At 42.6% G+C, this 13,390-nt stretch carries 16 protein-coding genes and 1 other annotated feature; all 16 genes read right to left on the minus strand.

The window, feature by feature from the left end:
• Positions 1 to 48 precede the first annotated feature (48 nt).
• The 16 genes from pheA to ON01_RS11165 all read right to left on the minus strand — a co-directional run bounded on the left by pheA (position 49) and on the right by ON01_RS11165 (position 13,363).
• Entirely contained in the window at positions 49 to 909 is an 861-nt protein-coding gene (pheA, locus tag ON01_RS11090; protein ID WP_010531115.1) for a prephenate dehydratase, read from the minus strand.
• A 35-nt stretch (positions 910 to 944) separates the two neighbouring features.
• Positions 945 to 2,225: a GTPase ObgE gene (gene obgE, locus ON01_RS11095; protein ID WP_010531116.1), complete on the minus strand. Its 1,281-nt coding sequence runs from the start codon at positions 2,223 to 2,225 to the stop codon at positions 945 to 947.
• Positions 2,226 to 2,242: 17 nt separating this feature from the next.
• Positions 2,243 to 2,764 carry a Spo0B domain-containing protein gene (locus ON01_RS11100; RefSeq protein ID WP_010531117.1) on the minus strand — a complete coding sequence of 174 codons (522 nt, stop codon included), beginning with the start codon at positions 2,762 to 2,764 and terminating at the stop codon, positions 2,243 to 2,245.
• A 108-nt stretch (positions 2,765 to 2,872) separates the two neighbouring features.
• Positions 2,873 to 3,163, minus strand: a complete 291-nt coding sequence (gene rpmA / locus ON01_RS11105; protein ID WP_010531118.1) for a 50S ribosomal protein L27 — start codon at positions 3,161 to 3,163, stop codon at positions 2,873 to 2,875.
• 14 nt (positions 3,164 to 3,177) lie between these two features.
• A complete protein-coding gene (locus ON01_RS11110) occupies positions 3,178 to 3,507 on the minus strand; it encodes a ribosomal-processing cysteine protease Prp (protein ID WP_010531119.1) in 330 nt (109 codons plus the stop codon).
• An 11-nt stretch (positions 3,508 to 3,518) separates the two neighbouring features.
• Positions 3,519 to 3,827 (minus strand): 50S ribosomal protein L21, encoded by a 309-nt coding sequence (gene rplU / locus ON01_RS11115; protein WP_010531120.1) that lies wholly within the window; start codon positions 3,825 to 3,827, stop codon positions 3,519 to 3,521.
• Between the two features lie 13 nt (positions 3,828 to 3,840).
• Positions 3,841 to 3,919: a sequence feature (ribosomal protein L21 leader region), on the minus strand.
• A gap of 70 nt (positions 3,920 to 3,989) precedes the next feature.
• Positions 3,990 to 4,853, minus strand: coding sequence for a site-2 protease family protein (locus tag ON01_RS11120; protein WP_010531121.1), 864 nt, complete (start codon positions 4,851 to 4,853; stop codon positions 3,990 to 3,992).
• Positions 4,840 to 5,601, minus strand: a complete 762-nt coding sequence (locus ON01_RS11125; protein WP_010531122.1) for a M23 family metallopeptidase — start codon at positions 5,599 to 5,601, stop codon at positions 4,840 to 4,842. The genes ON01_RS11120 and ON01_RS11125 overlap by 14 nt, the downstream gene beginning before the upstream one ends.
• A 190-nt stretch (positions 5,602 to 5,791) precedes the next feature.
• Positions 5,792 to 6,589, minus strand: a complete 798-nt coding sequence (minD, locus tag ON01_RS11130) for a septum site-determining protein MinD (protein WP_010531123.1) — start codon at positions 6,587 to 6,589, stop codon at positions 5,792 to 5,794.
• Positions 6,582 to 7,268, minus strand: a complete 687-nt coding sequence (minC, locus tag ON01_RS11135) for a septum site-determining protein MinC (RefSeq protein WP_010531124.1) — start codon at positions 7,266 to 7,268, stop codon at positions 6,582 to 6,584. Before minC ends, minD begins: the two co-directional genes overlap by 8 nt.
• A 31-nt stretch (positions 7,269 to 7,299) precedes the next feature.
• Entirely contained in the window at positions 7,300 to 7,848 is a 549-nt protein-coding gene (gene mreD, locus ON01_RS11140) for a rod shape-determining protein MreD (protein ID WP_010531125.1), read from the minus strand.
• Entirely contained in the window at positions 7,845 to 8,729 is an 885-nt protein-coding gene (gene mreC / locus ON01_RS11145) for a rod shape-determining protein MreC (protein ID WP_010531126.1), read from the minus strand. The genes mreD and mreC overlap by 4 nt, the downstream gene beginning before the upstream one ends.
• 12 nt (positions 8,730 to 8,741) lie before the next feature.
• A complete protein-coding gene (locus tag ON01_RS11150) occupies positions 8,742 to 9,782 on the minus strand; it encodes a rod shape-determining protein (protein WP_010531127.1) in 1,041 nt (346 codons plus the stop codon).
• 253 nt (positions 9,783 to 10,035) lie between these two features.
• Positions 10,036 to 10,725: a RadC family protein gene (gene radC, locus ON01_RS11155; RefSeq protein ID WP_010531128.1), complete on the minus strand. Its 690-nt coding sequence runs from the start codon at positions 10,723 to 10,725 to the stop codon at positions 10,036 to 10,038.
• 286 nt (positions 10,726 to 11,011) lie between these two features.
• On the minus strand, positions 11,012 to 11,935 hold the full coding sequence (locus ON01_RS11160; RefSeq protein WP_010531129.1) for an SPOR domain-containing protein: 924 nt from the start codon (positions 11,933 to 11,935) through the stop codon (positions 11,012 to 11,014).
• 132 nt (positions 11,936 to 12,067) lie between these two features.
• Positions 12,068 to 13,363 (minus strand): bifunctional folylpolyglutamate synthase/dihydrofolate synthase, encoded by a 1,296-nt coding sequence (locus ON01_RS11165; protein ID WP_010531130.1) that lies wholly within the window; start codon positions 13,361 to 13,363, stop codon positions 12,068 to 12,070.
• Positions 13,364 to 13,390 lie beyond the last annotated feature (27 nt).

The raw sequence follows: 13,390 nt of genomic DNA on the forward strand, positions 1-13,390 counted from the left end.
ACTTAATCAGTGGGATTTTTCTTTATTCCCCACTTATCCTTTTTGGTTTTACATGCGGGACAAGTCGATTTGATAAACAGGGTATGTACCTAGAATTGTCACATTACAGCCGAGGGCTTCCAGTTCAGCTTTGACTCCGGGAAATAAAACATCATCATAAGGCTGATTGACATCAACAATGAAAAAATAATTCCCTAAACCTGTTTTCATTGGTCTTGATTCAATTTTGGAAAGGTTCATCCTGCGCCAGGCAAATGCTGCAAGCACTTGGTACAATGCACCGGCATAGTCACTTGGCAGTGTAATCAGCAGACTTGTCTTTTCCGCTCCAGCTTCGTGTTTAACATTGACGATCTCTTTATCTTTTGCCAGCACTGCAAACCTGGTATGGTTATTTGGATAATCGTGAATATTCTCATGGAAAATATCTAGGCCATATTCACTTGCTGCCAGTCTATTGCCTATAGCGGCTATATTGCGGTCACTGCCGCTGACCACCTCGGCCGCTTTCCCGGTCGATGAAGTAAAATTCAGTTTTGCATCCGGCATATGCATATGCAAAAATTGATGGCACTGGGCAATGGCATGACTATGTGAGAACACTTCCAGCACTTCGGATATTTCACCCGTAAATCCTGGTTTAACAAGCAAATTCTGCTGAATTGGAACGACTATCTCTGCCACTACCGGCAATCTGACCTGATGAACCAAATAATCAACTGTTATTTGCACTGTGCCTTCAATGGCATTTTCCAACGGCACAACTCCGATATCAATCTCCTCATGAAAAACTGCGTCTATACACTCCGGAACCGTTGTAAAGCTCTGTTTGTTTTCACCATTAAACGCTGTATCAACCGCCAGTTTTGTAAAAGTCCCACGCGGGCCCAAGTAACCTATTTTCACCATTCAAACTTCCCCCTATCCGCGACATCATGTATCAGCTAATCTATAAATTCAAATTCAAAATCATTCAACCTAATAATATCACCGTCGCTTGCACCACGCTTGCGCAACGCCTCGTCTACTCCCATTCCGCGCAGCTGCCGTGCAAACCGCTGTACCGATTCGTCTTTTGTAAAATCTGTCATTTTAAATAATTTCTCGACCCTAGCCCCCGACAACACAAAGATGCCATCCGAATCTCTTGTAATTGTGAACGGTGTTTCGTCTTTTTGATAGCGATAAACAACTTTTTCATCTACTTCATCGATCTCCTGTGTTTGTCTTGGAGTCCTGTCAAGCACATCCGCTACGGCATAAATCAGCTCCCTGAGTCCTTCCCTTGTCAGTGCTGAGATCGTATAAACCGGGACTTCACCCTCCAGTTTCCTTTTAAATTCATGCAGGTTTTCTTCCGCCCCCGGCATGTCCATTTTATTTGCTGCAATAATTTGCGGCCGTTCCATCAGTTTGGCATCATATTCCTTTAATTCACGGTTGATTTTAACAAAATCATCATAAGGATCTCTGCCCTCTATCCCCGCCATATCAAGGACATGGAGCATTACGCGTGTCCGTTCTACATGACGTAAAAATTGATGACCTAACCCGATCCCCTCGTGCGCTCCCTCGATTAAACCGGGGAGGTCAGCTATTACAAAGCTGCGCTGATCATCGGTATCAACGACCCCAAGGTTAGGCGTCAGCGTTGTAAAGTGATATTCGGCCGTTTTAGGCTTGGCAGCACTTACTACTGACAGTAGTGTAGATTTTCCTGCACTAGGAAAGCCAATTAACCCAACATCAGCAAGCAATTTTAATTCAACCTTTATATTACGCTCCTGACCTGGTTCTCCATTTTCAGACAGTTCCGGCGCCGGATTTCTTGCTGACGCAAAACGGGAGTTGCCGCGCCCTCCGCGGCCACCTCTTGCAATGACAGCCTCCTGATCATGATCAGTCAAATCAGCAATCACTTCCCCGGTGTCTTCATCGCTCACTGTCGTACCGGGCGGAACATTAACAACCAATGGCACCGCATTTTTGCCGTGTTTATTTTTGCTCATACCGTTCTCACCGCGCTTTGCTTTGTAATGACGATTGTAGCGAAAATCCATCAAGGTGTTAAGCCCTTCATCAACCTTAAAAATCACGTCGCCGCCATTACCGCCATCGCCGCCTGCAGGACCGCCTTTCGGGACATAGATTTCCCGCCGGTAGGCAGCAATACCGTCTCCGCCGTCACCAGCTTTGACATACACCTTAACCTGATCAACAAACATATTCGATCCACCTCATTTTATGGAATACTGACTGTACATTTGAATTCATCTTCCCGTTGTTGGATTGTCATATCCCAATCCAAGCTTTCCATTGTCTCTATTAAGGCTCTATTATCGGGAAATTTGCCGTTGACCGCAAATTCCAATCCAATCATATCCTGATCCACATCAAACAGTGATATGACCAATTCATATAATTGCATCTCATCAGATAACTTCACTATTGTTTTCATTACTTTTTCACAACGTTCTGCAAGCAGTTCGTCCACTGACTGTAACGATTTGTTGGCAGTGCGTATATGATATGTCATCCGAAAATTCGTATGTAAGAAATTAAATTGTAAAAGATATAGCGCAAACTTCGGGGCATTTAAATTGACGACTCTACCTTCCTCCTGCAGCTGCCCCATATAATCCTTTAATTTTTTTTGCACTTTGTCTGTTTTCCCCATGCTAAGATATCCCTGAATGATCTGCAAATGGTTCATTAGGTCGTGCCGATAATGACGGAGTATCTGGATGACGTCTGTCTCTTTCATGTTTTCTCCCCCTCAAGTAGTAAGAAAAGTATAGCAAAAATCGACGCACTATACCAAAAAAACCCCAGCCAAAACTGACTGGAGTTTGTATTGTTTGTTGAAAAAAGCTTATGCTTCTTTAGCTACCGGATAGACACTGACTTTTTTACGGTTGCGGCCAACACGCTCATATTTCACAACACCGTCAATTTTGGAGAATAGTGTATCGTCTCCGCCACGGCCTACGTTCATACCCGGATAGATCTTTGTACCGCGCTGGCGGTACAGAATGCTTCCGCCATTTACGAATTGACCATCGGCACGCTTGGCGCCAAGTCGTTTTGATTCGGAATCACGGCCGTTCTTAGTACTCCCGGCACCTTTTTTCTGAGAAAAAAATTGCAAATCCAAACGCAGCATTTTACGGCACCTCCTTATCGTTCCTTAATCGTTATAGATTCGCTGTATTCCTGTTCAATCGTTTTCAGGGAGACAAGCATACCTTCAAATAACAGCTGGACTTTCTCCATTGTATCATCCGTTACGCCAGCAGGGATAGCCACCCAAAGGTAACCGCCCTCACCCCCCTGCTCGATCTCCAGATCTGCATCGCTTAATGCCATTACTGCATTGACAGCCCCAAAGGAAACAGCCGAAACACCCGCACACACTAAGTCATATCCGTAAGGACCGCTTGCAGCATGACCGGACAATTCGAACTGTTTAATCTGACTCTCTTGTCTTTTTATAATGACATTAATCATAGTTTAAACCTTTAGACATTGATTTTGTCGATTACCAATTTTGTATAAGGCTGACGATGGCCCTGTTTACGGTGGTAGTTCTTCTTCGGCTTATACTTGAAAACATCAATCTTTTTCTGACGACCGTGTTTTTCAACTTTCGCCGTAACAGAAGCACCATCAACATATGGAGCACCGACTTTCACGTCATCTCCACTGATGAACAGAACTTTATCAAACGTAACAGATTCATCTGTATCAGCTGTCACTTTTTCAACATAAACTTCCTGTCCTTCAGTCACTTTGACCTGCTTGCCGCCTGTTTCAATAATTGCGTACATGTCTGCACCTCCCTGAATAACCAAGACTCGCCATACAGGTACTCCATTGATTATGGATTTTATAAACCTGTTCTGAGCGGTTGTAGCACTGGTGCTACGATGAATAACGTATAAATATTATCACGATACAAAATCAGTTGTCAAGCGTTACCGCAAATCATTTTATGAAACACGGGTAATGATCTCGCCAATTGTTTTGTTGTAACGCCGTTCGTGAAAATAACTGTGAAGGCATTCCATCTCGTCCATCTGCCGTCGGACGTTTCCAGGAAGTGTAACATAAACCCTATGTGCTCTGTCCCTACGAAAACGATTGAATACGTCCATTAACCTATCGCGGTGCGACACTTCTATTGGCTGAACACGCCTGAAATGGTTTTCCCCGTGGTAACGCCGCAATAAAAACCGTATAAAGACATAATAGCGCTGCTTCCAGTCCCTTCTATTTTCCATAACCAAAAAGGAGAACAAAAGAAATGCACTAAGTGTAAAAGGCATTACGAGCACTACTGCAGCTGCTAAAATCACATTCAAAATTAACGAAAATATGACAGCAAATTCGTATGCTTTACGATAGGGAAGTTTTTCTGAAAGTGTCAATAACACCAATTTGCCGCCATCCAACGGCCATATAGGCAGCAAATTAAACAATAGGATTACCGTATTATAAAAATATGCGGTTTCAATAATAGAGGGTAACATAAACTGGGTTCCGGACAGCATGAACAGGAACAGGTAAATGAAACCATGCTGAAGCGGTCCTGCCAGTGCAACACATACTTCTTCATGAAAGGGCCTTGTCCCATGCTCATCCGTATCCATAACACCGCCAAATATCCATAACATTACCCCGCGAATCCGCCAGCCAAACCATTTCGCAGCTGAAAAATGTCCCAGTTCATGAATCAGGACAATTGTCAGGATCACCATCAGTTCAATAAACGTACCGGTTAAAAATGAAATGATGATAAATATTAGTAAAATTGGGTGGATGTGGACTGACGGTAAAAGATTACTCCGAATCATCAACTTGAATCACCTGTACAGGGTCCACATACGAATTATTTTTTTCAATAGCAAAATAGACATTTTTATTGTTGGTATCCGGGGTGAATATGCCAAGTTTTTGACCGCGATTGATAAACTGATATAAATGAACATCAATCGAACTTAAATTACCGTACACGGTTTCACTGTTATCAGCATGCTGGACAACAACGGTCTTGCCTGTTTCCTGGTCATTGCCGGCAAACGTCACCACGCCCCCCTGCAAAGCTGAAACGGCTGTTTCTTGTTCTGGTGCCAGCTTTATTCCAGTTCCATTCACCTGAAATGTTTCAGAAACAGACCCGTTTACTGGAAATGCCAAAGCCTCACCTTGGTCGGGAGACTGAGATGAAGATATGGCCATCGGAGCTCCGAATGTTTCCTGATACCACTGGTTGACACTAGCAAAAGGGAATTCTTCTGTCAGCGTATTGGCTGTCCACTCTTTAGGTGCGGAAAGTAGTTCTGAATCAGTCTGAAATAGTAGCGCTGTTGAGAGGAAAAGCATTGCCGACAAGACCCCTTTAATGGCAAAACCAGTAATACGGCCATCACTGGGTTTTGAGGGCCCACTGTCATCAGTAAAGACAGGGAAGTAGCCGTGTTTTTCTTCTTCTTGCGGTAAGGATGATGACAGAATTTGTTTCGTGGAATTTTTTCCGGCCGTACCGCGCATTTTTTTCCGCTGATTAATCGATTTCCTTACGTCTTTTACCCCTTTTTTCATTCGCTTCACAACCCTTGTCATGCATTTGTACAAGTGTATGAACTTAAGGGGAAAGTTATGATATAAACGGTATGATGGTTTTCCTGCATTTAAACCGGTATATAATTTCCTAACTACCAAAAACACACGCAGCAATTAGTAAAAACTGCTGCGTGTGTTTGAACAGAATTGGACCTTTACGGCGGGAAAGTCAGGATCGTATTCCGAAAAACTGCTTCACCTTTTGTAACATTCCTTTTTCTTCTTCCAATGATTGAAGCGGAACAGTTTCGCCTAATATGCGGCGAGCAATGTTCCTGTATGCGATTGAAGCTTTGGAACTCCCTTGCAGTGCTACAGGTTCACCACTGTTGGATGCTTTGATCACTTCATCATCATCAATTACAATGCCAAGCAGATCAATGGAGAGTATCTGAATAATGTCATCTATATCCAGCATATCGCCGTTTTTCATCATATGGTTCCGGATGCGGTTGATGACCATTTTGGGCGGTTCGAGTTCCTCGTTTTCCAGCAGACCGACAATTCGGTCTGCATCTCTGACACTGGACTTTTCCGGAGTTGTGATAACGATTGCTTTATCGGCGCCGGCAACTGCATTTTGAAACCCTTGCTCTATGCCTGCCGGACAGTCGATAATAATATAGTCATAGGTTTGCTTTAATTCCTCAAGGATTTTTTTCATGCCATCTGTTGTTACAGCTGATTTATCACTCGTCTGGGCTGCAGGCAAAAGTGTCAGATCCTCAAATCGTTTATCTCTGATCAACGCTTGTTTCAGTTTACAGCGCTCCTCAATCACATCCACAATATCATAAATGATCCGATTTTCCAGACCCATGATAACGTCGAGATTACGCAGGCCAATATCCGTATCAATCAGGCAAACTTTTTTTTCCATAAGTGCCAATGCTGTGCCAATATTTGCAGTTGTGGTCGTTTTACCTACTCCGCCTTTTCCGGACGTAATGACTATTGCTTCACCCATACAGTATTCTCCTTTCAAACCCGCTTATATCTTTTCGTTTGTGTGAAAGAACCTGGAGCCGATCAATGGTTATTTTATCCTGCTTTTCATCAATGAGGCCGCATTCCATATAAACGCCTTCCGTCTCGTAGTCAGGCGCCCGGCTTATATAGTCTGCTATTCTAAGCTGGTTCGGTTTCATATAGGACGCGGCTATGACCGCCCCCCGATCCCCGTGTGCCCCGGCATGGGCAACACCCAGCAAATTCCCCATGATAAACACATTGCCTGTGGCTATAACTTTACCCCCGGGATTGACATCACCGATTAGCAGCAGATCCCCGGAATTTTCCAATACCTGTCCGGACCGTACAACTCTATTAATCACCTTAATATCACTGTCTTCTTTCCATTTAATAGCTTCATCCCGGTGGACAACATTAGAATCGAAAAGCTCAATCTTAAAACGGTTTTTATCACCAATCAGATCCCGCAGCTGCTGTTCTTGCCGGTCGTTTATATACCGGTTCCCCAATTTTACGGTGACCGGTACAACCGGGTCGTCAATTTTTGGATTATACTCCGAAAGCTTATCAGCAAGCTCCGCCGTTACCTCATCAAATGATTCCTGATCATCAATGACTAAGGTCAGTCCGTCTTTAGTCCCCTTAATTGTAATCGTTTGGTTCTTCTCACGCACGTTGCATTCACCCCAATAATTCTGCCTGACATCACATACGATTAAATTTCGTGCTGCCTGATAACTGTTCTTCTTTCCATTTGACAAGCCGCTTTACGAAAAATGGATATAATACGAGCAGAAATAAAATGTTGACAATAATGGTGGGGATCAGTCTATCAATTAAATAATCCCCCCACACTAATTCAGCTATCCCTGTAACGGAAAAAACTAAATTGACAAAAACCTCAACAAGTATTAAGCCTATAGTACCGAGCACTATCGTTACAAAAAAATTGGTGTGCAATATTTTAGTCAGCCCGTGTACGATATAAGCACCCAGTGCATAGCTGAACATATAAACACCTAATATTCCGGTATAGACAACATCTGTCAAAAGTCCAAATAACAAACCGTAAAAAACAGAAAAATATGTGTTTTCCCGATCATAGAACATAGCTACCAGGATAAGAAATATAAATACCCAGTGAGATACGAAAACCAGATCGCCCTTCAAAAAAGCTGCCGGTAATATATCCAGTGCAATACCTTCCAAAATCAACAGAAGAAAGAGTACCAGGGGAATCAGTAATCGTCTCATGACGACCCATCCTCCCCATTTTCTTCTGAAGCAGTCTCATCAGGCTGCGCCCGCTCGACAACTATAACATTATTGATATCATACATATCAACCATTGGCTCTACAAAGGCAGTGCTGGTCAGTCCATATTGGTCTGGCTTAACTTCCTTTATCTCACCGATTTGCAGACCTGCCGGAAAGACTCCACCCATACCGGAGGATAGGACCAATTCCCCTTCTTCCAAATCTTTGTCCGACTCCTCAATAATTCTGAACAGCAAGTGATCTGATTCTTTGTCATAGCCTTCGATCATTCCAACAATATCATTGCCTTCATCCCTGGAAATTTTAGCAGATATCCGGTTGAATTGATCGAACCCTGTCAGCAATTTGACCGATGAGGTGAACTTTGATGGGGTTTCTACTTTACCGACCATGCCTTCAGCCGTAATAACGGCCATATCCTCTTCAACTCCATCCTGAGTACCTTTGTTAATGGTTACCTGTTCAATCCACCGTTCGGTCGAACGAGAAATAACAGTTGCCTGAATCGGGTTATACTCACGAATTGATTCGGTTTTATCAAGTGTATTACGTAGCTCAGTATTGTCCTCTTTCAATTCCTGCACTTCATACTGAAGACTATTATATTCTGCTATTTTATTACGAAGTATCTTATTTTCCTCGTAAGTGTCTCTGATATCATCAATGTTTTTAAAAATGCCTGTAACGTAATTGACCGGCGTATGTATCAAATTCTGCGCCCATCCAACTGTATCTTTAATAAATTGTTCGGCAGTTGTCTCTTCATCCCCGTCCTGTAGTGAATAGCCGATTAGCGCCACAAGAATAATAAAACCAATTAAAAGGATAAATAATCGTTTTTTTTGCAGAAGCTTCATGTCAACACCTGCTTACTCAACAGTAGGACGGGAAGATACATTCGGATGGGAGCGGAAATGGTGAATGTACTCCAGGGATTTGCCTGTGCCGATTGCCACACTTTCCAAAGGATCTTCTGTAACAAAAACAGGCATTTTCGTCTCATCGCTGATTATTTTATCCAAGTTTTTCAAAAGGGACCCCCCGCCTGATAAAACAATCCCCCGATCCATAATATCAGCGGCAAGTTCCGGCGGTGTTGTTTCCAGTGTAACCTTTACAGCTTCAACAATATCTTCAACTGTATCATTTAATGAACCCGCAATCTCCCTGGCTGTAACCGTTATTGTCTTAGGGAGCCCGGTTAGCAAGTCACGGCCTCGAATGTCCATCTCAACATCTTCTTTAACTTCTCCAGCGACACCGATATCCATTTTAATTGACTCGGCAGAACGCTCGCCAATCATCAAATTATAATGTTTGCGAATGTAATTTGTGACCGACTCGTCCATATTGTCGCCTGCAGTCCGAATCGAACGACTTGTTACAATGCCGCCGAGTGAAATAACAGCAACTTCGGTCGTACCGCCGCCGATATCCACAATCATGCTGCCTGTTGGTTCCCAGACAGGAAGTCCCGCTCCTATAGCGGCTGCAAAAGGTTCAGCAATCGGATAAGCTTCCTTCGCACCCGCCTGTTTTGTTGCATCAACGACTGCGCGCTCTTCTACCATTGTAATGCCTGATGGTACACATATCATCACATTTGGCTTTTTAGCAAACAGTGATCGTCTGCTCATCGCCTGTTTAATAAAATATTTCATCATAACTGCAGTTGTATCATAATCAGCAATAACGCCATCTTTCATTGGACGGACAACTGATATGTTACCAGGGGTCCGGCCAATCATATTCCTTGCTGATTTTCCGACTGATTCAATTTCACCTGTCTCAATATTCTTAGCAACAACAGTCGGTTCCCGTACAACCACACCCTTACCTTTAACAAAAACGAGTGTGTTAGCTGTCCCCAGATCAATCCCTAAATCCTGTGACAAACTGAATCTTCCCAATACAAATCTTCCTTTCCCAATAGCCATTCATTTGCTGACTGCAAACGAGATTAAGTACCTATAATCATTTTTCATATGTTATATAAACAATCCGAGTCCTAATCCATTATTTTAAACATGTTTTAATGGAAAGTAAATATCCACATTTATCTAAAGCAAATTAAGCGCCAATCTCAAGTAAACATTAGAAACTGGCGCTCGCCCGAATGACGTCTATTCAATTATACGAAAAAAATAAAAAAATAGATAGTATTTATAGATAACCTTTTTCCTTCAGCGAAATAAATTTCCTGTCACCGATTACCAAATGATCCAAAAGTTCAATCCCAATCATTTTACCTGATTCGACCAGGCGTCTTGTGACATGGATATCTTCCTGGGAAGGCGCGGGATCGCCCGATGGATGATTATGGGCACAGATGATGGAAGCAGCCGAACGTTTGACAGCTTCTCTGTAAATTTCACGAGGGTGCACAATAGAGGCGTTCAAACTTCCGATAAAGATAGTTTGTCTGTGGATAACCTGATTTTTAGTGTTCAAAAATAGCACAACAAAGTGTTCCTGGTTCAATAGCCGCATATCTTCCATAATATAATCCGCTCCGTCTTCAGGCGAGCGGATGACATACCGGTCATCAGGTTTGTACCGATTCATTCGTTTTCCTAGTTCCAAAGAAGACAGCAGCAATACCCCTTTAGCCATACCAATACCTTTAATGGCCGTCAATTCCTCAATTGTTGCCTCCTTCAATAGGTTTAATCCTTCAAAATGCATTAAAATACGGTTCGATAAAGCCATTACTGACTCTTTCTTTGTCCCGCTTCCGATCAGAATGGCTAACAGTTCCTGATTGGATAAATGGCCTGGTCCATGTTTGAGAAAACGCTCCCGTGGCCGGTCTTCTTCCGGAACATCTTTTATCATAATCGGCGATGAGCTCATTCAAAAGTCCTCCCTATATTAAGATAGACTTATCGTACCCGTTCCTCTTCGTAGGGACAACTTCGTAAAAAACCATTCCAAAAGGGATTGGCATCTCTAAAGCCCAAAAATCCCCCGGGAAAAATTCAGCTTTTCAGCTTGACTGAATTGCTAAAATGCAAAATCAACTATTTTAGCAGTTAAAAAGTATAAATACTTTCTTATTGCATAAGTGCAACTTAGGCTTTCGCCATAAAAGCTTGGCGATAAGCCAAGTTTTCTAATAGTTAACTTGCCTCGCGTATTATCATTGTGAAATCAGTTGACTAAATTGTTCCCACATATTCAGGAGAATCACCTGATCCTGCCATTTGTCCGTCTGTCCCATTGCTTGATACTGTTCGTTCACAAATTCAATGAAGCCGGAAATGGATTCGGTATCTTCCGGAACTGCATCAATAACCTCCGACCAGGCATCTTTTGAAATATGATTGCCGCTGCTGACAGAACCGAACGATTCATCCCACTGCTGTTTATACATTTGAAGCCATTCTTTTTCGTTGTCTGTCAACGTGATTTCGTTCGCCTCTGTTTGCCATTCCTTGACATAAACTTCTATTCCATTATTAGTGAATTCGGTTGCCGTTTGTTCTGCCTGTTGCTCGGAATTGCTTATTCCGGATAGAACGAAATAAAAACTTTCATTCTCCCAAATCATGGCAGAAAGACCTGCATCCTGGACAGCTGTTGCCATTTCTTCGGCATTTGCTTGTTCACTGAATTTGCCTGCCTGAACCACATAAGCACTATGTGCATCGAATGCTGCAGCATCAGTTGATTCAGCATCGGCCGTATCTGTATTTTCCTCATCGGCTGCCGCGGACAAAGAGGGGCTTTCCTGCTGACTTATATTGCCGTTAATGTCCACGAACATATTAAGCATGAAAAAACCCAAAAATGCCCCGATAATGACCGCAGATATGGAAGCGATGAAAAATGGCTTGGCCATTTTGAATTTGGACTGTTGGTTATAGTAGATTTCCTTGCTATGACCTTTTTTGCCATCCTTACTTTCATACCTAAGGTATTCGGGTACATCGGAATTCTCCATTGCTGCTGCGTGCTCTTTGTTGGATTCATTAATAGAATGTTTTTTATTGTTTTTGGCATTCTTATTCTTCTTTGTTTTCTTGCCATTCGTCCAGACATCTACTTTTTTATTTTTCCCCAACCGTTTTTCCCTCCATATACAAGTTTGTTCCACTCTAGCATATGGATGGTAAAAAGTAAGACGATTATTGTCAATCTTCCAAAAAAACTTTCAACATAATACAACAAAAGCGAAAGTGCCCGGTTCAATAAGTTACAGCCACCCCATATTGTCAGCAGCAAAATTCCTTACCATACCAATAAAATGTAATGAACCGGTTATAAAATAACCCGCATTCTCCTGTTCAAAGCTGATTAGTCTGATAGCCTGGCGCCAGTCGCTCTGGTATCTGACATGCCGGGCCTCGCTGAATTGCTGCAGCTGCTCAAGTCCGGCGGCCCGCGGATGATCAAAAGTCGTCAATGTAACAGAAGAAAAATGGGGTTCCAACGTTTTGAGCATTTGTTTTAAATCTTTATCCTTAAATGCTGCAAAAAGGAGGTGTCTTTCCATATTGATAAAACGGTCTGCAAGTGTTTCCGTGAAAGCACGTACACCCGCAGGATTGTGAGCCCCGTCCAATATAATGGCTGGTCTCTGATGAATTTGTTCAAACCTGCCGGGAATCCTGGCAACTGTCAACCCACTCAAGTAATTATTCCGGCTCAGTTCAAACCCATTACGCTCGAGAATGACAAGTGTCATTATAGCCAAAGAAGCATTTCTGACTTGATGCTTTCCGGCTACCTGTAGTCTTGCTTCCATACTGATTCCGGATTCCGCACACCATTGGAACGTCTGTTCAGTTCCTTTCATGCCGGTGGTTTTATATTGAAATGATTCATCTGCCAGATAGAGCGGGGCATTTTTACTTTTTGCTTCAGCTTCTATGACCGATAATGCTTCACCAATCATTTCCCCGGCAATAACAGGCCTGTTTTTCTTTATAATGCCAGCTTTATGATACGCAATTGATTGAATATTTTCTCCAAGAAAATCCGTATGATCCCACGACACATTTGTTATAATGGACAAAATGGGGATAAAACAGTTCGTTGTATCTTCTCTGCCCCCCATGCCCGCTTCAACCAGAGCGATATCTGTATGATCAGCAAAATATAAAAACGCCATCACAGTCATAATTTCGAATTCAGTCGGGTGATTTTCTTCGTCATCAAGCTGGAGAACAAATGGATGGAGTTTATTAAGATAGTAAATAAACGCCTTTTCCGGAATCAGGGAATCATTAAGCAGAATATGACCTCTTAACCCTTTAAGGCTCGGTGAATCAAAAACACCGACCGTATATCCGTTCGCCATTAATGCATGGCTTAGATAATGAATGGTTGAACCTTTGCCATTTGTTCCGGCTATATGGACGGCATTCATTTTTTTCTCGGGATTATTCAGCAGATCCAATAGTTTATGTATTCTTCCCAGACCCGGTTTCACACCATAGCGTTTCCGATCCTGGAAAAATGCTTCAACTTCGTAAAAATGTTCGAACATCGTGCACACCGCTTTTCGTTTATTATT

Source organism: Lentibacillus jeotgali (assembly GCF_000224785.1).
Lineage (GTDB): Bacteria > Bacillota > Bacilli > Bacillales > Amphibacillaceae > Lentibacillus > Lentibacillus jeotgali.